16 protein-coding genes are annotated in these 20,471 nt (G+C 73.5%); 8 read left to right on the top strand and 8 right to left on the bottom strand.

Going from position 1 to position 20,471, the window contains the following annotated elements; genetic code table 11:
• A partial coding sequence (locus ACFWMZ_RS16575) for a DMT family transporter (protein ID WP_383202207.1) occupies positions 1 to 904 on the bottom strand: 904 nt, incomplete at its 3' end.
• Positions 901 to 1,683, bottom strand: a complete 783-nt coding sequence (locus tag ACFWMZ_RS16570; RefSeq protein WP_383183644.1) for a phosphatase PAP2 family protein — start codon at positions 1,681 to 1,683, stop codon at positions 901 to 903. The genes ACFWMZ_RS16575 and ACFWMZ_RS16570, both read right to left, overlap by 4 nt.
• A gap of 197 nt (positions 1,684 to 1,880) precedes the next feature.
• On the opposite strand from ACFWMZ_RS16570, the gene ACFWMZ_RS16565 reads away from it, so the two are divergent.
• Positions 1,881 to 2,546: a TetR/AcrR family transcriptional regulator gene (locus ACFWMZ_RS16565; RefSeq protein ID WP_383183646.1), complete on the top strand. Its 666-nt coding sequence runs from the start codon at positions 1,881 to 1,883 to the stop codon at positions 2,544 to 2,546.
• A gap of 524 nt (positions 2,547 to 3,070) precedes the next feature.
• Here the strand turns inward: ACFWMZ_RS16565 and ACFWMZ_RS16560 are convergent.
• Complete coding sequence (locus ACFWMZ_RS16560) at positions 3,071 to 3,997, bottom strand: DUF2510 domain-containing protein (protein ID WP_383202204.1); 927 nt, start codon at positions 3,995 to 3,997, stop codon at positions 3,071 to 3,073.
• Positions 3,998 to 4,260: 263 nt separating this feature from the next.
• Here ACFWMZ_RS16560 and ACFWMZ_RS16555 point away from each other — a divergent pair, with 263 nt between their 5' ends.
• From ACFWMZ_RS16555 to ACFWMZ_RS16545, 3 genes are all read left to right on the top strand, one after another.
• Entirely contained in the window at positions 4,261 to 6,921 is a 2,661-nt protein-coding gene (locus tag ACFWMZ_RS16555) for an ATP-binding protein (protein ID WP_383202200.1), read from the top strand.
• A gap of 40 nt (positions 6,922 to 6,961) precedes the next feature.
• Positions 6,962 to 7,111: a hypothetical protein gene (locus ACFWMZ_RS16550; protein ID WP_383183652.1), complete on the top strand. Its 150-nt coding sequence runs from the start codon at positions 6,962 to 6,964 to the stop codon at positions 7,109 to 7,111.
• Positions 7,112 to 7,184: 73 nt separating this feature from the next.
• Positions 7,185 to 8,240, top strand: a complete 1,056-nt coding sequence (locus ACFWMZ_RS16545; protein ID WP_383183654.1) for an enoyl-CoA hydratase/isomerase family protein — start codon at positions 7,185 to 7,187, stop codon at positions 8,238 to 8,240.
• 9 nt (positions 8,241 to 8,249) lie between these two features.
• Here the strand turns inward: ACFWMZ_RS16545 and ACFWMZ_RS16540 are convergent, their stop codons facing one another.
• The gene (locus ACFWMZ_RS16540) at positions 8,250 to 9,317 is read right to left on the bottom strand and encodes an ATP-dependent DNA ligase (RefSeq protein ID WP_383202197.1); all 1,068 of its coding nucleotides are present in this window, start codon (positions 9,315 to 9,317) and stop codon (positions 8,250 to 8,252) included.
• A 53-nt stretch (positions 9,318 to 9,370) separates the two neighbouring features.
• On the opposite strand from ACFWMZ_RS16540, the gene ligD reads away from it, so the two are divergent.
• Positions 9,371 to 10,390 carry a non-homologous end-joining DNA ligase gene (gene ligD / locus ACFWMZ_RS16535; protein WP_383202195.1) on the top strand — a complete coding sequence of 340 codons (1,020 nt, stop codon included), beginning with the start codon at positions 9,371 to 9,373 and terminating at the stop codon, positions 10,388 to 10,390.
• A 64-nt stretch (positions 10,391 to 10,454) separates the two neighbouring features.
• On the opposite strand, the gene ACFWMZ_RS16530 is transcribed toward ligD, so the two are convergent.
• Complete coding sequence (locus ACFWMZ_RS16530; protein WP_383202192.1) at positions 10,455 to 11,246, bottom strand: GntR family transcriptional regulator; 792 nt, start codon at positions 11,244 to 11,246, stop codon at positions 10,455 to 10,457.
• A gap of 175 nt (positions 11,247 to 11,421) precedes the next feature.
• Between ACFWMZ_RS16530 and ACFWMZ_RS16525 the strand changes: the two genes are divergently transcribed.
• Positions 11,422 to 12,855: an MFS transporter gene (locus tag ACFWMZ_RS16525; RefSeq protein ID WP_383202190.1), complete on the top strand. Its 1,434-nt coding sequence runs from the start codon at positions 11,422 to 11,424 to the stop codon at positions 12,853 to 12,855.
• An 82-nt stretch (positions 12,856 to 12,937) separates the two neighbouring features.
• Positions 12,938 to 13,894: a nucleoside hydrolase gene (locus tag ACFWMZ_RS16520; RefSeq protein WP_383202187.1), complete on the top strand. Its 957-nt coding sequence runs from the start codon at positions 12,938 to 12,940 to the stop codon at positions 13,892 to 13,894.
• Between the two features lie 44 nt (positions 13,895 to 13,938).
• Here the strand turns inward: ACFWMZ_RS16520 and ACFWMZ_RS16515 are convergent, their stop codons facing one another.
• The 3 genes from ACFWMZ_RS16515 to ACFWMZ_RS16505 form a co-directional block, all read right to left on the bottom strand.
• The gene (locus ACFWMZ_RS16515) at positions 13,939 to 14,211 is read right to left on the bottom strand and encodes a type B 50S ribosomal protein L31 (protein WP_383183666.1); all 273 of its coding nucleotides are present in this window, start codon (positions 14,209 to 14,211) and stop codon (positions 13,939 to 13,941) included.
• A gap of 179 nt (positions 14,212 to 14,390) precedes the next feature.
• On the bottom strand, positions 14,391 to 16,613 hold the full coding sequence (locus ACFWMZ_RS16510) for an OmpL47-type beta-barrel domain-containing protein (RefSeq protein ID WP_383183668.1): 2,223 nt from the start codon (positions 16,611 to 16,613) through the stop codon (positions 14,391 to 14,393).
• Positions 16,613 to 19,045, bottom strand: a complete 2,433-nt coding sequence (locus tag ACFWMZ_RS16505) for a ThuA domain-containing protein (RefSeq protein WP_383183670.1) — start codon at positions 19,043 to 19,045, stop codon at positions 16,613 to 16,615. The genes ACFWMZ_RS16510 and ACFWMZ_RS16505 overlap by 1 nt, the downstream gene beginning before the upstream one ends.
• A gap of 317 nt (positions 19,046 to 19,362) precedes the next feature.
• Here ACFWMZ_RS16505 and ACFWMZ_RS16500 point away from each other — a divergent pair, with 317 nt between their 5' ends.
• A complete protein-coding gene (locus ACFWMZ_RS16500; RefSeq protein ID WP_383202184.1) occupies positions 19,363 to 20,457 on the top strand; it encodes a multicopper oxidase domain-containing protein in 1,095 nt (364 codons plus the stop codon).
• The last annotated feature ends 14 nt before the right edge of the window (positions 20,458 to 20,471 follow it).

Here is a 20,471-nt window from a genome sequence, read left to right as displayed (position 1 = left end):
GCGCCCCCGCCGAGCCCGCGTCCGGCCCCGCGCCCCCGGCGTCCTCCGCCTCCCGGAGCGCCCCCGGCGCCCGCGCCGCCGCCCGGCTCAGCGCCACCACGCCGCGCCCCGCGACCAGCGCCCCGGCCAGCGCGGGCAGCACCCCCGCTGCTCCGCCCTGGAGCCGTTCGCCGAGCAGGGTCAGGCCGACGACCGAGGCGGCCACCGGGTTGGCCAGCGTGACGACGGCCAGGGGTGCGCCGAGCCCGGACCGGTACGCGCTCTGCGCCAGCAGCAGCCCGGCCGTGGCGAAGGCGGCGACCAGCAGGGCGACCAGGCCGGTCTGGGCGAGGGGTGGCGTCGCCCGCCCCGGTTCGGCCAGGGCGACGGTGACCGTCTGGGTGAGCGCCGAGGCGATGCCGGAGGCGATCCCCGACGCCGTGGCGTGGCGCAGTCCCGGACCCCGGCCCGGCCTGCCGAGCGCGCCGATCAGCAGCAGGCTCGTGGCACCGACCGCCAGCGCCTCGCCCAGGGTGAGGCTGTCCTCGGGGGCGGGCCCGGAGGCGGCGAACATCAGCAGGGCGAGTCCGCCGAGGGTGAGCAGCGCGCCGCGCCATTCGAGCCGGGCCACCCGGCGGCCCGCGTACCGCGCGCCCAGCGGGACCGCAGCCACCAGGGTGAGCGCGCCGAGCGGCTGCACCAGGGTGAGCGGCCCGAACCGCAGGGCGACGACGTGCAGCAGCGCTCCGGTGGCGTTGAGGCCGACCGCGCCCCACCAGGTCCCGGTGGCCAGCAGGCGCGGCAGCCGCCGGACGCCGTCCGGCACGGTGCGCGCGGCGAGGCGTTCCTGGGCGACCGCGGCGGCGGCGTAGGCCAGCGCGGAGACCAGGGAGACGGCGACCGCGACGGCCACATCGACGGTCATCGGGGGCCGCCCGGCAGGGGGGCGCGCCCGAGCAGGTGCCCCCGCGAGGCGGCCGTCTCTGACAGCCGGACGCCGCCGAGGGCGGCGGCGAGCAGGCCGGTGGCGGCCAGGGCGTCGAGCCAGTAGTGGTTGGCGGTGCCGACCACGACGAGCAGGGTGAGGGCGGGGTGGAGCAGCCACAGGTACCGCCATCGGGAGCGGGTGGCGGCGATCAGGCCGACGGCGACCATCAGCGCCCAGCCGAAGTGCAGGGAGGGCATCGCCGCGAACTGGTTGGCCAGCGGATCGGCCTCCGGTGCCGCGCCGTACACCGTGGGGCCGTAGACCTGGCCGGTGTCGACCAGCCCGGCCGCGTCGAGCATGCGGGGTGGGGCCAGGGGCACCAGCAGGTGCAGGACGAGGGCGGCGCCGGTCACGACCGCCAGGACGCGCCGGGACCACAGGTAGTGGCGGGGCCTGCGCCAGTACAGCCAGGCGAGGAAGAGCGCGGTCGCCGGGAAGTGGACCGTGGCGTAGTACGTGTTGGCGATCCGCACCAGGGTGTCGCTGTGCAGCAGGAGGGCTTGGACGGTGCCCTCGTCGGGGAGGCCCAGGGCGCGCTCGGCGTGCCAGACGCCGTCGGCGTGGTGGAAGGCCGTGGCGGTCTCGCCGGCGGCGAGCAGGCGGCCGCACTTGTAGACGAGGAAGAGTCCGGCGACGAGGAGGAGCTCGCGGACGAGCGGTGGCCGGGACGCGAGGTCCGGCCGGTCCTCCGCGGCAGGCGCGGAACGGGCTGTCATGCCCCGGCCCCTTTGCTGAAGGTGTGGATGTGGTGCGGTCGGCGGATGCGGTCGGGTCGGCGGCCGGATCGATACGCCAGTGTACCGATACGCGAACGTATCGGTACACTGGCGTATCGATGGGTTGTGTGGCGGGAAAGGGGCCTTCTCGGTCCGTCCGGCAGCGGCCCGCCATCGCGAGGCGAGAGGGTTGGCGTATGACGTCGCAGAGTGAAGAGCGCAGCGGGCTCTCCTCCCCCCGCTCCAAGATCACCCCCGAGCGCGAGCGCGAGCTGTACGAGGCCACTCTCGACCTGCTCCGCGAGAGCGGTTACGAAGCCCTGACCATGGAGGGCGTCGCGGCCCGCACCCGCTGCGGCAAGTCCACCCTCTACCGCCAGTGGGGCAGCAAGCCCCAGCTCGTCGCCGCCGCCCTGCGCGCCCAGCGCTGCGTCCGCTTCTCCGGGATCGACACCGGCTCGCTCGCCGGGGATCTCCGCGAGGCCGCGCGCGCCGGGGCGGAGCGCGGCGACCGCGACAGCCTCCTGGTGCAGGCGCTCGCCCACGCCGTGCTCCAGGACGAGGACCTCCAGCAGGCGCTGCGCGAAGCGCTGATCCACCCCGAGGTCGGCATGATCGACACCATGCTGGACCGGGCCGAGGAGCGCGGGGAGATCCCCGCCGGTCATCCCGCCCGGGAGTTCGTCGCCGCACAGGTCTTCGGCGTCCTGCGGGTCCGGCCGGTCCTGGAGGGCCGCAGGCCCCACGCCGCCGAGGACACCGCATACCTTCAGCGCTTTGTCGACATCTGTATCCTGCCCGCGCTGGGCGTCACCGCGCCCGCCCGGGTCTCCCCCGGCGGCGCGGGAGCCGACGGGGGATGAGAGACGGGGCCGCCGTCCTCGCGGATGAGGGACGACGGCCCGAGGCGCCGCTCCGTGGGGACGGGCGCGGCGCGCCGCAGGACCGGGCGGGGACTCCTCTGAGCGGAGGGAGCCCCGCCCGGCCTCCTGCCCACCGGGCGGGGCCGGACCCGGCCGGGTGCGGAACCCCGGTCCGGGGGGCGTGGACGACCCTCACGCGGGCCGTCGTTCCGAGGGCGCCTGCCCTGCCCCTCCGGGCTCGCGTCGGCCCAGGACCAGGCGCGGCCCCGACCCGCGTCCGGAGCTGCGCCAGGCCCCCGGGGCCCTGGAGGCGAGCCCTTTCTCCCCAGCCCCTCGGGGGTGTCTTCAGAGCCCCGCACGGCGCCCACGGTGTCCGGCACGTACTCTCGCCGCACCGGGCCGAAGCCCGAGTATGTCCAGTACGAGGACTTCCGCCCGGCGCGCCGAGCGCACGCACCGGACACCGCGGACACCGCACAGGACTGTGAAGACACCCCCGAGACCCAACCCCGGGACCAGGTGGCTCAGACCTCCCGGCCGGGCCCCGACCCCAGCTCGGCCTTCTGTATCGCCCGGGGTATCTGGTCCAGCACGGTCGGCCTGGGGGCCTTCGGGTGGTCGTCCAGGCCGAAACGGACCAGCACCATCAGCTGCGGGGAGGCGGGGGAGGGGAACGCGAGGGACTGCACGTACCCGTCGACGCCCGCCTCCGTCTCCACCTTCCAGCGGACCAGGTACCCGCGTTCCCCGGCCACCGTCACCGCCTTGGCGGCCACCTCCTCGTGCGAGGTGATCTTCCCGTACGTCCGGCCGCCGTACGCCTCCTCGGCGTTGGCCTCGATGTCTGCCTCCGCCGTGGCGCGCGCCGTCCTCTCCTTCACCCCGGCCGCCTGCGCGGGCATCGAGAAGGCCCCGCTGCGCACGCAGGTCTGCTCCGGCGTCCCCGGGCACGGGTACGGAGTCGTCGTCACGCTCGCCCCCGCCTCCCCGGACGTCCCGGTCCACCCTTCCAGCACCGGCAGGCTTATCCCGCTCACCCCGTCGGTCGCCGCGTCGGCCGCGCCGTCACCGGGCCCCTTCCGCTCCTGCGGCGCGTCGTCGCGCGGCCCCTGGGAGGCCCGGTCGCCCGAGCCGCCCTGGGTCAACGCGTACACGCCGCCGCCGATCCCGGCGAGCACCACCAGGCCGACCACCGCCGCGACCGCCGTCCGCGCCGTCCGCCGGCCCTTCGGCGGCGGACCGTACGGCTGCCCGGGTCCGGGCCCGCCGGGGCCCCAGGGGGCCGGACCGCCCCAGCCGGGAGCGGTCGGCGCGCCGGCCGGCGCAGCCGGGGCCCCCGCCGGGCGGAGGCTCTCCGTCCACCGTCCGCCGTCCCACCAGCGTTCCTGGCGGGGGCCGTCACCTGCGTGGCCGGGATCGGGGTACCAGCCGGGGGGAGTCACCTGTGTCATGGGCGCCACAGTATGAGCCCGGAGTGAGGGAGTCATGAGAGGGGGCGGGGCGAAATGCGGGCACGGCCACGCCACTTCGCGGGTCAGACGCCGACCGTCCGTCCCGAATGCCGCCAATGCCCCTGATTGCCGCCCGATGCTTCACCCCCCGCACCAGTGAACGCACGGAGTGTGCACCAGGGGCGCGTGCCGTTGGCTACGCTCGGAGCCGCAGCGCAGCCAGGTCCGGGCGCCGGACCGCGATCTGACGGGGGAGGAGCGGCATGGCACGGGAGCACGCGGAGGCCGTACCGTCCGGACCGCTCTGGGAGCGGGACGCGGAACTCGCCGCCGTCACCGCCGCGGTCGACGGGCTCTGCGAGGGGCGGAGCACCGGTGGCCTCCTGGTCTTCACCGGCGAGGCGGGCATCGGCAAGACAGCCGTGCTCGGCGAGGTCCGGCGGATCGCCGCCGGCCGCTGCACGGTCTGGACGGCGCGCGCAGGCGAGACCGTCACCTCCGTCCCCTTCCACGTGGTGCGCCAGCTCCTCCAGCCGGCCCTGGTCTCCCTCGGACCCGTCGAGGCCCGCGAGTACCTCGGCGACTGGTACGACATCGTGGGCCCCGCCCTCGGCATCGCCCAGCCCGGCGGCCGCCAGGCCGACCCGCAGGGCGTGGTCGACGGGCTGGTCGCCGCCGTCAGCCGCCTCGTCACGCTCCACTGGCCGCTCATCCTCGTCATCGACGACGCCCACTGGGCCGACCAGGAGTCCCTGCGCTGGCTCGCCGCGTTCACCCAGCGCCTGGACGAGCTGCCCGTGCTGCTCGTCGTCGCCCACCGGGACGACGAGGCGACCGGCGAGAGCGCCCGCCACCTGGAGACCGTGGGCCGGGCGGCGCGCCCCGGCACCAGCCTCGCCACCCTCACCGCCTTCACCCCCGACGCCACCGCCGGGCTCACCCGCGCCACGCTCGGCCCCCGCGCGGACGACCCGTTCTGCCGCGAGGTCTGGGCCGTCACCGGCGGAAACCCGTACGAGACCGTCGAACTCCTCGCCAAGGTCCGGGGCGCCGGGATGGAACCGGTCGAGTCGACCGCCGCCGCCCTGCGCGAACTCAACGCCAAGGCGCGCGGTGACGGCCTGGTCGCCACCCTCGAAGCGCTCGGCACCGACGCCACCCGCCTCGCCTGGTCCGCCGCCGTCCTCGGCACCAGCATCACCCTGCGGCTGGCCGCCGAACTCACCGGCCTCGGCAAGGACGACGCCGCCCACTGCGCCCGCCTGCTGCGCGAGGCCCGGATCCTCACCGGCGGCGACGACGCCCTCGAATTCGTCCACCCGCTGATCGCCACCGCCGTCTACCAGTCCGTACCCCCGGCCTCCCGCACCGCCCTGCACGGCCAGGCCGCCTGGGCCGTCAGCCGCTCCGGGCGCAGCGCCGCCGAAGCCTCCCGCCACCTGCTGGAGGTGCACCCCGACGACGACCCGGAGATCGTCGACCAACTGCGCCGCGCCGCCCGCGAACACCTCGCCGTCGGTGCCCCCGAGGCCGCCTACCGCTGCCTGGAGCGGGCGCTGGCCGAGCCCCCGCTGCCCGAGACGCACGCCACCGTGCTCTACGAACTCGGCTGCGCCGCCCTGCTCACCTCGCCCCACGGAACCGTCGCCCACCTGCGCGCCGCCCTCGCCATGGACGGCCTCGCGCCGAGCACCCGCATCGACGCCGTCTGCCGCCTCTCGCAGGCGCTGGTCCACCTCGGCCACGTCAGCGACGCCGTGCACACCATCGAACGGGAGGCCGCCCGGCTGGAGCCCGGCCCCGACCGGATGCGCCTCCAGGCCGTCCACTACATGTGGGAGGGCATCCACACCGGCGAGGCCGACGCCCTCGAACGCTCCCGCGTCCTGCGCGAGATCGCCCAGCCGCTGACCGGGCGCGACAACTCCGAGCGCGCCCTGCTCATCCTCCGCGCCTTCGACGCCATGACGCGCGGCGAGAACGCCGAACTCGTCGTGGAACTCTGCGACCGCGCCCTCGTCAACGGCCGCCTCGCCCCCGGCCTCGGCTGGACCGACACCGAGTGGAGCTTCGAACTCCTCATCATGCTCGGCGGCAGCTACCTCTTCGCCGACCGCCTCGACCGCGCCGAGGCCCTCTTCGGCGAAGCCCTGCGGATCTACGAGATCTCCGGCTGGAGCGGCGGCCACCTCGCCATCGCCCACGCCTTCGTCGGCTACGTCCACCGCCGGCGCGGCCGGCTGGTCGAGGCCGAGGGCTTCCTGCGGGAGAGCCTCAGGCTCGCCGACCGGGTCGGCGAGGAGCTGCCCATGCACTGGGACGCCGCCTGCATGCTCATCGACACGCTGCTCTGCCGCGGCCACCTCGGCAAGGCCCAGGAGATCGCCGACCGCTACCACTTCGGCCCGCCCTATCCGTCGACACTGATCCTGCCCGACGCCCAGTCGGTCCGCGGCCGGCTGCTCCTCGCGCAGGGCCGCACCAAGGAGGCGATCGAGGAGCTGGAGGCGGCCTCGCACGCGGCCGCCGAGACCGACCGCTACAACACCGTCCTCGCGCCCTGGCAGCTCCACCTCGCCCAGGCGGTCGCCGCCCGCGACCCGCGCCGCGCGGCCGAACTGGCCGCCGACGCCCGCCGCCAGGCCGAGCGGTTCGGCACCGACACCGCCATAGGGGAGGCGCTGCGGTGCGCCGCCGCGCTGGAGAGCGGCCAGCGCGCCGCCAGCCTGCTGGCCCGCTCCGTGGCCTACCTGGAATCCTCCCCGTCCGCCTACGAGCACGCCCAGGCGCGGGTCGCCTACGGCATCGCCGCCCGCGACGCGACGGAGCTGACCCGCGGCCTGACCCTCGCCCGCGCCTGCGGCGCCGACACCCTCGCCGCCCGCGCCCGGGACCTCCTCCGCGAGGGGCGCGGCCTGCGCTGAGCGGGGCCGGACCGCGACGTGCCCGGGCCCGCCCGCTCGCGTGGAAACCGCCCCTCCCCAGAGCACGCACCGGACGACCCAGGACCTCCTCGGCCCCCTCGCCGAGGACGAACGGACCCCCTTCCTCGACCTGTTGCGCCGGGTCTCCGGCGCCACCGGCACCCGCCAGGGCCCCGGCCCCCGCCTCTGACCGGCACTTCTGCCGGACCGCCCCACCGCCTAGGGTGGGGTGATCATTGGTGGGAACGGGAGAGGGGACGGCGATGACGGAGGAAGCGGTTCGCGTACGCGTGGAGGGGCGGGTCGGCCGGATCACCCTGAACCGGCCCCGCGCGCTCAACGCCCTCGACCACGCCATGGTGCTCCGGATCGCGGAGGCCCTGGACGCCTGGGAGCACGACCGGGCCGTCACCACCGTCGTCATCGACGGCGCCGGGGAGCGCGGCCTGTGCGCGGGCGGCGACGTCCGGGCCATCCGGGAGGACGCCCTGCGCGGCGAAGTGGAGGCCCCCCTCGCCTTCTGGCGCGACGAGTACCGCCTCAACGCCCGCATCGCCCGCTACCCGAAGCCCTACGTCGCCCTCATGGACGGCATCGTCATGGGCGGCGGCGTCGGTGTCTCGGCCCACGGCAGCCTCCGCGTCGTCACCGAGCGCTCCCTGGTGGCCATGCCCGAGACCGGGATCGGCTTCGTCCCGGACGTCGGCGGCACCTACCTGCTCTCCCGTGCCCCCGGCGAACTCGGCACCCACCTCGCCCTCACGGGCCGGGGCGTCGGCGCGGGCGACGCCCTGCACTGCGGCCTCGCCGACCACTACCTCCCCTCCGACGGACTCCCCGCCCTGATCGAGGCGTTGTCCGACGCCCCGCCCGCCGAGGACGCCGCGGCGACCGTCGCCCGCCTGGCCCGCCCCGCCCCGGACGGCGAACTCGCCGCCCAGCGCGGCTGGATCGACGCCTGCTGGTCGGCGCCGACCGTCGAGGAGGGGCTCGAACGGCTCCTGGAGTCGGGCGAACCCGCCGCCAAGGAGACCGCCGAGGCGGTCCGCGGCCGCTCCCCGCTCGCCCTGAAGACCACCCTCGCCGCACTCCGCAGGGCCCGCGCGCTGCCCGGCCTCAAGGAGGTCCTCGACCAGGAGTACCGCGTCTCCGCGCACGCGCTGACCTGGCCCGACCTCGCCGAGGGCGTCCGCGCCCAGGTGGTCGACAAGGACCGCGCCCCCCGGTGGGTGCCCGCCACCCTGGACGCCGTCACCGACGAGGCGGTGGCCGCCGCCTTCGTCCCCCTCGGCGAGGGGGCGGAACTGGGCCTGGCCTGACGGGCCGGGTCAGCCGCGCTCGCCCAGTACGGCCGTCAGGTTGTACCGGACCGGCTCCGCGAGCTGCGCGTACGTGCAGCTCTCCGGGGTGCGGTCCGGGCGCCACCGCTTGAACTGCGTGGTGTGCCGGAACCGCGTCCCCTCCATGTGGTCGTACCCCACCTCGCAGACCCGCTCCGGGCGCAGCGGCACCCAGGACAGGTCCTTCGTCCCCGACCAGCGGCTCGGCGCCCCCGGCAGCCGCGCCTCCTCGTGGGCGGCCGCCTCGCCCCACGCCGCCCACGGATGGTCGGCCGCCGACTCCAGCCGCAGCGGCTCCAGCTCGCCGACCAGCTGGGTGCGGCGCCGCGCCGTGAACGCGGCGCAGACGCCGACGTGCTGGAGGGTGCCCGCACCGTCGTAGAGGCCGAGCAGCAGTGAGCCGACGCCGGTCCCGCCCCGGTGCGTGCGGTACCCGGCCACCACGCAGTCGGCGGTGCGCTCGTGCTTGATCTTGTACATGACCCGCTCGTTCGGCCGGTACCCGAGGTTGAGCGGTTTGGCCACCACTCCGTCCAGCCCCGCCCCCTCGAACTGCTCGAACCAGCGCTCCGCCAGCTCCGGGTCGCGGGTCGCGGGAGCGATGTGCAGCGGCGGCTCCGCCTCGCCGAGCCGTTCCTCCAGCTGTGCCCGCCGCTCGGCCAGCGGGCGCGCGGTCAGTGCCTCGTCGTCGAGGGCGAGCAGGTCGAAGGCGACGAAGGAGGCCGGGTTCCGCTCCGCCAGCATCCGCACCCGGGAGGCGGCCGGGTGGATGCGCTCGGAGAGCAGCTCGAAGTCGAGCCGCCCGCCCCGTGCCATCACGATCTCGCCGTCCACCACGCACCGCTGAGGCAGCCGTTCCAGCAGCGCCGCCACCAGCTCGGGGAAGTACCGGGTGAGCGTCTTGCCGGTCCTGCTGCCGAGCTCCAGCTCCGCCCCGTCGCGGAAGACCAGGGCCCGGAAGCCGTCCCACTTCGCCTCGTACTGCATCCCCGGCGGAATCCGCGCCACGGACTTGGCGAGCATCGGCTTCACAGGGGGCATCACCGGCAGGTCCATACCCCGAGTCTGCCCGATATGCGGCATATCTGCTGGCGGCCTACGGTGTCCGCATGGGATCGGATGCGGTGCAACTGGAGGTCGACGGCCACACCGTGCGGCTCTCCCACCCGGACAAGGTGTGGTTCCCCGAACGCGGCTTCACCAAGCTCGACGTCGCCCACTACTTCCTCGCCGTCCAAGGCGGCGTCACCCGCGCCCTGCGCCGCCGGCCCACCACCCTCCAGCGCTTCCCCGACGGCGTGGACGGCGAGTTCTTCTACCAGAAGCGCGCGCCGAAGAACAAGCCCGACTGGCTCGACACCGCCCGCATCTCCTTCCCCAGCGGCCGCCACGCCGACGAGATCTGCCCCGAGTCCCCGGCCGCCGTTCTGTGGGCCGTCAACCTGGGCTGCCTCACCTTCCATCCCTGGCCCGTCCGCGCCCCCGACACCGAGCACCCCGACGAGCTCCGCGTCGACCTCGACCCGCAACCCGGCACGGACTTCCGCGACGCCGTCGCCGCCGCGCAGACGCTGCGCGAGGTCCTGGACGAGTACGGCCTGCGCGGCTGGCCCAAGACCTCCGGCGGCCGCGGCTTGCACGTCTTCGTCCCGATCGAGCCGGTCGAGCCCTTCGTGGAGGTGCGCAGGGCCGCCATCGCGCTGGGCCGCGAGGTCGAGCGCCGCATGCCCGGCAAGGTCACCACGGCCTGGTGGAAGGAGGAGCGCGGCGAGCGGATCTTCGTCGACTACAACCAGACCGCACGGGACCGGACCATCGCCGGGGCCTACTCCGTCCGCGGGAAACCGCACGCCCCGGTCTCCGCGCCGCTGCGCTGGGACGAGCTGGACGACGCCGACCCCCGCGACTTCGACCTGCTCACCATGCAGGACCGCTACGCGGCCCTCGGCGACGTCCACGCCGACATCGACGACCACGCCTACCGCCTCGACACCCTCCTGGAACTGGCCGCCCGCGACGCCCGCGAACACGGCCTGGAGGACCTGCCCTACCCGCCCGACCACCCCAAGATGCCCGGCGAACCCCGCCGCGTGCAGCCCAGCCGCGCCCGCCACGACGACGAGGACTGACCCGGGGAACGGTGCACCTCCCCGGGCGCCGGGCGGAGCGTCGCGGAACCGGGGTCCCGTCGGGTCAGGGCGAGGACTGCGGCGCTTGCAGGACGGACAGCGGCTCCGCCGCCCGGACCAGGTACTTCGCCAGGTACGCGGGCCGGCCCGCGTGCGTGGCCGTCTGGGTGAGGACCAGCAACGGCTCGCCGATCTCCACCTCCAGCAGTTCGGCCCGGGCGGTGTCGGCCGTGCCGACCGTGATCCGGCACTCGCCGGAGTTGAAGACCGGGCCGAGTTTCCGCGTCACGGCGCCCAGCACGGTCCGCTCGGGGTCCGCGGGGGTGCGCAGCAGCTCCGCCAGCGCGGGGCTGACGGCGCGCAGGCGCCCGTCTGCCGGCAGGTGCTCATGGACGAGTGCGACGGGCTCTCCGGCGCGGGTGAGACGGCTCTCCCAGAAGAAGGAGTCGGCGTCCGTCTCCAGGCGCAGACCTTGGGCGACGAAGTCCGAGGCGCGCTGCACCTTCGCCTGGAGCCGCTCCACCTGGACCGGCAGGCCCTGCGCCGCGATGGCGTCCTCGAGGGGGCGCAGCCGCTCCAGTCCGGCGCGGGGGAGCTGAGCCGCGACGAACCGGCCGACGCCGCGCCGGGTGTGGATCAGCCCGTCCTCCTCCAGCAGCATCAGCGCCTCGCGGACGACCGTGCGGCTCACGCCCAGCCGGACACCGAGCTCGCTCTCCTTGGGCAGCGGCGAACCCAGCGGGAAGACCTGGGAGCGGATGCCGGCGGCGAGCCGCGTGTAGACGGCGACCCGCAAGGGCTGGCCGACAGGCGCCGTCATCGGCTCGGCGAAGAACTCCTCCACACTGACGGTCACGCGCCACCCCGCTGCTCTGTCATCCGCCTCCGCGGCGGTGCCCGGGCGTCCCGCCCCGGCACCGCGCCTTTTGAGGCCCCATCCAACCAGAGAGTGGACAGCTCTGGACGCATGGCAGAGCCAGAGGTATAACATCATACATCGTCTTGAACGCACGGTGATGTGGAGGGGCTTCATGGCTACACAGGGTGCCGACCTACAAGGCCACGGCGACCGAGGCCCAGCCGCCTCCCCGGCCCCGCTGCGCGGTGCGGCGGCCTTCGCGCTGGTCGCCACCCTGGTGCTCGGGGTGATCTCGTACCAGCTCAATGCCAGCATGGTCACCCCCGCGCTGCCGGACATGGCCGGCCGGCTCGGCGGGGGCATGGGCGAGATCTCCCGGGTCTCCTCCCTCTTCTTCCTCGCCGGTTCGGTCGCCGGTGTCGTCTTCACCCGCTACAGCGACTTCATCGGCCGCCGCAGGACCCTGCTGCTGGTGCTGGGGGCCGCCTGCGCGGGAACGCTGATCTGCGTCCTCGCCCCGAACATGCCGGTCCTGCTGCTGGGCCGGGTGCTCCAGGGTGCCGCGAGCGCGGCGTTCCAGATGGCGTACGTCATCCTCCACGAACGGCTCGACGCCAAGGGCTTCGCCACCTCCCTCGGGGCGGTGACCGCGATCAACGGCGGTGTCGCCGGAGTCGACGGCTACGTCGGCGGGATGCTCTCGGACGCCTTCGGGTTCCGCGCCATCTTCGGCGTCACCCTGCTGACCGGGGTGGTCGCGGCGGTCTGCGTGGCGCGCTTCGTCCCCGACAGCGACAGGGCCCCGGCGGCGGGCCGGATGGACTGGTGGGGCGCGGCGGCGCTCGCGGCCGTTCTGATCGGGGTCACCAACTTCATCTCCAACGGCTCGTCCGAGGGCTGGGGCAGCCCCGTGTCCCTCGCCTACCTGGTCGCCACCGCCGTCGCCTGCTACGGCTTCCACCGGATCGAGAGCAGGCGCGAGAGCCCCCTGATCGCCGTGCGCCACCTGAAGTCCCGCCAGGTGTGGCCGGTCGTCGCCACCACCGTCGTCACGCTGAGCGCGGTCTTCGCCGTCATGAACTTCACGATCGTGGTCATCAGCCAGGACGACGCCCTGGGGTTCGGCCTCTCGGCGGCCGACTCGGCGCTGCTCTTCCTGGTGCCGGCCGCCCTGATCGGACTGATCTCGGCACCGCTGGCGGGCTGGCTCGCGGCCAGTCAGGGATGGTTCAGGATCCTGCACGCGGGAATGGTGCTCACCCTCGGCAGCCTGGTCGTGCTCGCGGTCTTCCCCCTCGACCAATGGGTCGCCTTCGCGGCCGTCGCCATGCTCGGGGTCTCCTACAACGGCCTGTTCATGGCCGGCATCCACGGTCTGTCCGTGCTCCTCTCCCCCGAGGAGGCCCCCGCCGCCCTGCCGGGCATCAACGGCGCGGCGTACGGCATCGGGGCGAGCGTGGGCACCACCATCGTCGCCCCGTTCGTGGCGCAGGAGACGGCCGGCGGCTACGCCACGGCCCTGTGGATCGCGGTCGCGGTCGCCGCGCTGGCCCTGGCGACCAGCCTGTTCATCGCCCCGCCGCGCGGCAGGACCACCACCATGTGACGGGCCTCCGCCACCGCCCTACACAGCAGACCGGGCGACGCCCCCCGAGCGACGCCCCGTAAAAGACTGAGAAGGAACAGCCATGCGGCCCACCGAACTGCTCTACCTGGACTGCGACACCGGCATCGACGACGCGATGGCCCTGGCCTATCTGCTCGCCTCACCCGGCGTCACGCTCGCCGGAGTCGGCACGGTCAGCGGGAACGTCGACTCGGCCCAGGCCGCCCGCAACACCCTCGACCTGCTGGAGCTCGCGGGCCGTACGGACATCCCGGTCGCGGTCGGCGCCGCCGTGCCGCTCGCCGGCGCCTACCGCGGAGCGGTGCCGCACATCCACGGCACCAACGGTCTCGGCGGTGCCGAACTGGCCCGCACGGAGCGGGAGACGGCGGACGAGACCGCCGCCGAGATGATCGTCCGGCTCGCCCGCGCGCACCCGGGACGGCTGCGCCTGCTGGCCACCGGCCCGCTCACCAACCTCGCGACCGCGCTCCGGCTGGAGCCCGGCCTGCCCGCGCTGGTCGCGGACGTCACCGTGATGGGCGGCGCCGCCCGGGTGTCCGGGAACGTCACCCCCGTCGCCGAGGCGAACATCCACGGCGACCCCGAAGCCGCCGCGGCCGTGCTCGCCGCCCCCTGGGACCTCACCCTCGTCCCGCTGGACGTGACGCTCACCCACACTCTGGAGGAGGACCACCGTCAGGGCCTCCTCGACTCCGAGCGCCCGGTGGCCCGCGCCCTCGGCGAGATGCTGGACCTCTACTACGGCTTCTACACCGACACCTACGGCCGCCGTTGCTGCGCCGCCCACGACCCGCTGGCCGCCGCCGTCGCCGTCGGCGGCATCACCCCCGCGTTGGCCCCCACCGTGCACGTCACCGTCGACGCCACCGACGGCCCCGGCCGCGGCCAGACCATCTGCGACCTGCGCGGGGTCCACCGCGGCTTCCCCGCCCAGCCCGGCGCCCGCTGCCGGGTGGTGCTCAGCGCGGAGGGAGACGTGGCCGGACACCTGATGGAGCGGATATCCGCGCTGTGACCCGACGGCCGGGGCACCCGCCCCGGCCCGCTGTCACCTGCTGCCTACGCCCCCGGCCCCTGCGGCGCCGACCCGTCGGCCTGGCCGTAGCGCCGCTCGAACTGGGCGACCCGGCCCTCGCTGTCCACGGTGCGCGCCTTGCCGGTGTAGAAGGGGTGGCTCTCGGAGGAGATCTCCACGTCGATCACCGGATAGGTGTTGCCGTCGTCCCAGTCGATCGTCCGGTCGCTGGTCGCCGTCGACCGGGTCAGGAACGCGTACCCGGCCGACTTGTCACGGAAGACGACAGGACCGTACGCGGGATCGTTCTGCTTCATGCCGGCGCTCCTCGGGATTCGGCCGTACGGGCACCGGGACCCCGGCGCCCACCTCCCCAGCCTGACCGCCCGGCCCCGCCCCCGCCAGCCCACGCCGTCCTCCGGGCGAGCGGCCCACACGGCGGAGGGGGCCGTCGGCGCGAACGCCGACGGCCCCCGGTTTTCCGTGGGAGACGGGGTCACAGCTCCTTGATGCGGATGTCGCGGTACGAGATGACGTCGGTGACGCCGTGGACCTGGAGGCCGATGTAGCCGGAGGCGTAGCGCCGGCCGTCGGTGCCCGGGTCGTCGTCACGCGGCGGGTTGAAGGACTGGCCGCCGGTGTTGTCGAACTCGTTGATCAGGGTGCCGTTGCGGTAGATCTCGTAGTGCTGCCCGGTCACCTTGATCTCGTAGTCGTTCCAGGTGCCCTTCGGGGTCACCCCGGCGCCGCCGAGGCCGACCCGGTCGAAGCCGTAGACCGAACCCGACTTGTACATGTCGCCGTCGGGGCGGTCCAGGATCTGGAGCTCATGGCCGTAATTGATGGCCACCCACTCCGGACGGGACTCCTCCGGGTGGTCGTAGGGGTGCGGGAAGCGGGCGAAGACGCCCGCGTTGGCGTTGCCGCCCTCCGGCGCGTCGTCCCGCCACTGGAGCTTCAGCGAGAAGTCGTCGTACCTGCGCTCCGGGAACCACAGCATGCCCATGCCCTCGACCTCGGTGGAGCTGGTCATGGACCCGTCCTCGTTCAGGACGAAGGCACCGCCGCCCGCCTGCTCCCACTGGCCGAAGGACTTCTGGGTGCCGTCGAAGAGCTTGCGGTACCCCTCGGTCTGGCCGGGCTTGCCGATGCCGGAGGCCTTGGCGGCCTGCCGGATCTGGCGGGTCTCCCGGTTGTCGAGGACGCCTTCCTTGCCGAGCGCGGTCAGCACCGTCTCGACGTGCTTGAGGAAGAGCGCGTTCGAGGACCACTCACGCTCGTCCTCGATCCGCTCGTTGATCCGGCAGCGGTTGTTGGTGATCCGGTTGGGAACGCCGCTGTCCTGATCGCCGACGAAGACGGACTCCCGCTCGTCGAACTCCGCGCACGGCGGGGCGGGCACGTCGCCGCCGATCACCGAGAACGACACCTGCCGCGCCTCGGAGGTGTTGCCCGCCTTGTCGCTGGCCCGGTAGGCGACGGTGTGCCGCCCCACCCGGTCGACGACGACCGGGTCCTCGTAGGCGAGGTAGGGACCGCCGTCGAGCGAGTACTCGGTCTTGTCGACGCCCGACTCCTCGTCGGTCGCCTTCACCGTCACCTCGGCGCTGCCCAGGTAGGCGCCGGCGGAGTTGCGGTCACCGCTCAGGGTGGCCGACACCTCCGGCGCCGTGGTGTCCTCGGCGGGCTGCTCCACCACGGTGAACTCGGTGGTCTGCGCCTCGGAGCGGTTGCCCGCCTTGTCGGTGGCGCGGTAGCGGAACTGGTGCTCGCCGACGTCGTGCACCATCACCGGCGCGGTGTACGGCTGCCAGGCGCCGTCCGCCCCGAGCGCGTACTCGATGGTGTTGACGCCCGACCCGGTGTCGGAGGCGGTCACGGTGACCGTCGCCATGCCCACGTACGCGCCGTCCGCGTCCTGGTCCCCGGCGACGGTCGCCGAGGTCTCGGGCGGGTCGGTGTCGTCGGTCGGCGGGTTGGCCACCGTGAACTCGGCGGTCTGCTCCGCCGACTGGTTCCCGGCCTTGTCGGTGGCGCGGTAGCGGATCACGTGGTCGCCGACCTCGTTCACCACGATCGGCTCCCCGTACGGCTCCCAGGCGCCGTCGGCGCCCCGGGCGAACTCGACCGAGTCGACGCCGGAGCCCTCGTCGGTGGCGGCCAGCGCGAGGGTGGCGCTGCCGATGTAGTCGCCGTCGGCGTTCTGCTGGCCGTCGACGGAGGCGGTGACCTCGGGGGCGGTGGTGTCGTCCTCGCCGCCGCCGTCCTCGCTCACCACGAGGGTGCCCTGCATCTGCCCGTGGCCCGGGATGGTGCAGTGGTAGCGGTAGGTGCCCGGGGTGAGCACCACCTCGGCGGTGTGCTTGCCGCCGTTGGCGTCGGAGGGGTTGGCGAGGATGTTGAGCTGGACGTCGCTGTTGTAGTCGGGGTTGCCGGTGTCGAACGTCAGGGTGTGCGGCATCGACGTGGTGTTGCCGGTCGCCTCGCTGTTCTCGAAGACGATCGTGGTCGGCCCGGGGGCCGCGGTGGTGGGCGCCGACAGGTACTTGTCGATGTCGTTGCCCGCGGTCCAGGTGAGCGTCTGCTCAGCTGCCGCCTTCGGGTCGCCGCCGCCGATCTCACCGGCGGCGGCGGGGGCGGTCAGCCCCAGCAGCATCAGCAGTGCCGCGATCAGCGCGGTGCCCACGCGCGGGGGTCCGCCCCGCCGTGTCCTTCTCATCACTTCCCCTTCCCGGCCAGGTCACCGGCGGCCGGGGTGGGCCCGCCGCCGGTGTAGGTCACGCGCCACAGCGCCGACTTGTCGTCCGAGGTGAAGAAGCCGCGTCCGTAGTCGAGGACGTACAGGGCGCCGTCCGGACCGAACTTCCAGTCCATGAGGTTCCTGATGCCCTCTTCGCCGATGGGCACGATCTTCTTCAACGACTCAGCGTGCACCGGCAGTCCGCCCTTGCCGACCGTCTTCGGGTCGGTGAGCACGGCATGCCGCGGCTGGTCGGCGTCGTAGAGGTCGCCGACGAACCACTTGCCGTCCCAGTAGGCCGGCCACTTGACGTCGCTGTCGCTGTCGGCGTCGAAGCGGTAGACGGGGCCGTTCATCGCGGCCTGTCCGCCGCCCTTGAGCCACGGAAGCCGGAAGAACTGCTCGGCCTCGTCGTAGGAGGGCACCCCGTTCTCGTCGCGCGGGAAGTCGGGGCCGCCGCCGTCGGGCGAGTACCAGATGGTGTTGCCCGTCACCGGCGGCAGGTTGACCAGGCCGTCGTTGTTGGGCGACTCGTTCTTCGGGGCGTCGCAGTCGTACCAGTCGAGCGGCTTGGTCGGGTCGGGCAGGTTGCGGTCCCGGTAGGGCTGCTTGTTGCCCATGCAGTACGGCCACCCGTGGTTGCCGGGCTCGGTGATGGCGGCGAAGGTGTCGTACTTGGCCGGGCCCCAGGTGGTGGAGGGCGAACCGGCGTCCGGGCCGACCCAGCCCGCGTAGAGGGTGTCGGTCTTCTTGTCGATCGCGATCCGGGACGGATTGCGCACGCCCATCACGTAGATCTCGCCGCGCGTCTTGCCGCCGCCCTCGTCCGGCTCGTCACCGGTGAAGAGGTTGCCCTTCGGCAGGGTGTACGTGCCGTCCGGCTCGGGGTGGATGCGCAGGATCTTGCCGTTGAGGTTGTTGGTGTTGCCCGAGGTGCGGCGGGCGTCGGCGAAGGAGAGGCCCTTGTAGTTGGGCTCCGGGTTGTTGCCCGAGTAACCGTCGGTGAACTGGCTGGAGTTGGTGTCGCCGGTGGCGATGTACAGGTTGTCGTCCGAGTCCCAGGCCATGCCGCCACCCGCGTGGCAGCAGCTGTGGATCTGGACCGGCCAGTCCAGCAGCACCTTCTCGGAGGCGAGGTCCAGCTCGCCGGAGGCCTCGTCGAAGGTGAAGCGGGAGACCCGGCGCTCACCGATCTGCTTGTCCCGGTCGATCTCCGAGTGCGGGGTGTAGTGCAGGTAGACCCAGCCGTTGTCCTCGAACGCCGGGTCCAGCTCGATGCCGAGCAGTCCCTCCTCGTTCTTGACCAGTTCGTCGCCGCCACCCTTGTTGCCGAAGACGGTCAGCGAGGCGGCGAGGCTCACCTCGTTCGTCTTCGGGTCCCAGACGTGGACCTGACCCTGGCCCTTGCCGACCTCGGGGTCCTCCCAGTCGGTGACGACCGGCTGCGAGGCGTCTGCGCCGCCGCGGCCGATGTAGAAGACCCGGCCGTCCTTGGCGGTGACCAGGCCGTGCGGCTCGCCGATCTGGTCGTTCTGCCCCGGCTGGTTGGGCTTGGTGAGCCGCTCCGCCTTGTAGTTGGCGTCGATCGACGCCTTGCAGTCGGCCTGGGTGAGGCGCGCCGTCCACATCAGGGCGCCGCGCAGGTGGTCGCGGAAGTCGGCCTCGGCGAAGCTCTCCGCGGTGCCGCCCATCGCGGTGTAGAAGGAGCGGCCGCCGTCGTAGTCCCGGCACCAGGAGACGGGGTGGTCGGCACCGTTGGCACCCTCGCCCGGGGTGTAGGTGGCCTCCCGCACCCGGGCGATCGTGTGGACCTTGCCGGCCGGGTTCTCCTTCCAGTTCAGCCACTTGTCGGGGCGCTTCCACTCCAGCGGCAGGCTCTTGGTCGCCGGGTGGACGCGGTCGCCGACCTCGACGGTCGCCCGCTGCGCCTTGTCGCCGCTGCCCGCGGTGGGCCGGGCGCCGATCAGCTCGCCGAACCACGAGGAGTACGGCTCGGTGCGGGCCGCGTCGTGGATGCCGAGGAAGCCGCCGCCCGCCTCGACGTACGCCTCCAGGCCGGCCTCCTGCTCGGCGTCGAGGATGTCGCCGCCGCCGGTGAGGAAGACGATGGCGTGGTAGCGGCCGAGCTTGCGCTCGTTGGTGAAGACGGAGGCGTTGGAGCTGGCCTCGGTGGTGAAACGCTCCTCGGCGGGGCCGGAGTTGCCGATCTTCTCGATCGCCTCGATGCCCGCCTCCACGTTGGGCGCCTCGGCGCCGGTCGAGCCGTGGAAGACCAGGACCCGGGTCTCGGCGCCGCCCGGCGGGGACGGCAGAGACATCGTTGTCCTGCCCGGCTCGTCGGGGAACGGCCGCGCGCTGGCCGTCCCGCCGGAGAGCATGCCGGTCAGCAGCGCGCCCGAGACCACGGCCACGGCCGCCGTACGGCCGGCGGCGGCTCTGCCGGCTCGTGCTCCGGAGCCCCGTGGCCCCGGTGTCCCGCCTGGTGTGCCGGGTCGCCGATGCGGTAGCAACCGCATGTGTTCACCCACCCCTCGTCGGTCACAGTAAACAGCGCGGATGAAGCTAGACCTCTTTTCGCGAGCCGCCAAGGCCTATGACCGCAATCGCTCGAACTTTGTCCTGAGTGTGGATAAACGAAGGGTGCGCCGATACCGTATGGCCGTCGTCGGAGCCCCAGGAGCACCGTCGGCCCGCCCAACACCCCCACGTTTCCCTAGGAGTTCAGGCGATGAGCGAGGCGAACGGGTCCATCGGCAGGCGGGGCTTCCACCGCGGCCTCCTGGCGGGAGGAGCGGTTCTCGCCACCGGCGGTCTGACATCGATGTCGGGCTCCTCGGCGGCGGCCGACACCCCGCCCAAGACGGCCCCGGCCGGGGGCGAGGTCAAGCACCTCACCATGTACTGCGAGAAGATGGGCGACGGCCAGACCGGCTACGGCCTGGAGAAGGGCAAGCCCTCCATTCCCGGCCCGCTGATCGAACTCAACGAGGGCGACACCCTCCACATCGAGTTCCACAACCTCCTCGACGTGGACGCCAGCCTGCACGCGCACGGCGTCGACTACGAGATCAGCAGCGACGGCACCCGCGCCAGCAACAGCCACGTGGAACCGGGCGGCACCCGCACCTACACCTGGCGCACCCACACCCCCGGCCGCCGCAAGGACGGCACCTGGCGGCCCGGCAGCGCCGGTTACTGGAACTACCACGACCACGTCGTCGGCACCGACCACGGCACAGGGGGCCTCAGGCAGGGGCTCTACGGCGGGCTCATCGTCCGCCGCGAGGGCGACATCCTGCCCGACAAGACCTGCCAGATCGTCTTCAACGACATGACGGTCAACAACAAGCCCGGCCACGAGAGCCCCAACTTCGAGGCCACGGTGGGCGACCGGATCGAGGTCCTGTCGATCACGCACGGCGAGTACTACCACACCTTCCACATGCACGGGCACCGCTGGGCCGACAACCGCACCGGCCTGCTCACCGGCCCCGACGACCCCAGCCCGGTCATCGACAACAAGATCACCGGCCCCGCCGACTCCTTCGGGTTCCAGTTCATCGCCGGCGAGGGCGTCGGCGCGGGAGCCTGGATGTACCACTGCCACGTCCAGAGTCACTCCGACATGGGCATGGCCGGACTCTTCCTCATCGCCAAGGCGGACGGCACCATCCCCGGCTACGACCCGGACGCGCCCCACCACGCGGCGCCGAAGAAGTCCCCCAAGGACGCGGCCAAGGAGAAGAAGGCCGCCGAGGAGAAGGGCGAGGCCCAGTCCGGCAAGGGGAGCCAGGCGGACTCCGCGGACCACGCGCACCACTGACCCGGCCCCCCGTC

The sequence above is a fragment of the Streptomyces sp. NPDC058373 genome, assembly GCF_042723275.1.
GTDB lineage: Bacteria > Actinomycetota > Actinomycetes > Streptomycetales > Streptomycetaceae > Streptomyces.
The sequence above is the reverse complement of the archived record's forward strand: the minus strand, read 5'-3'. Positions and strand labels throughout refer to the sequence as shown.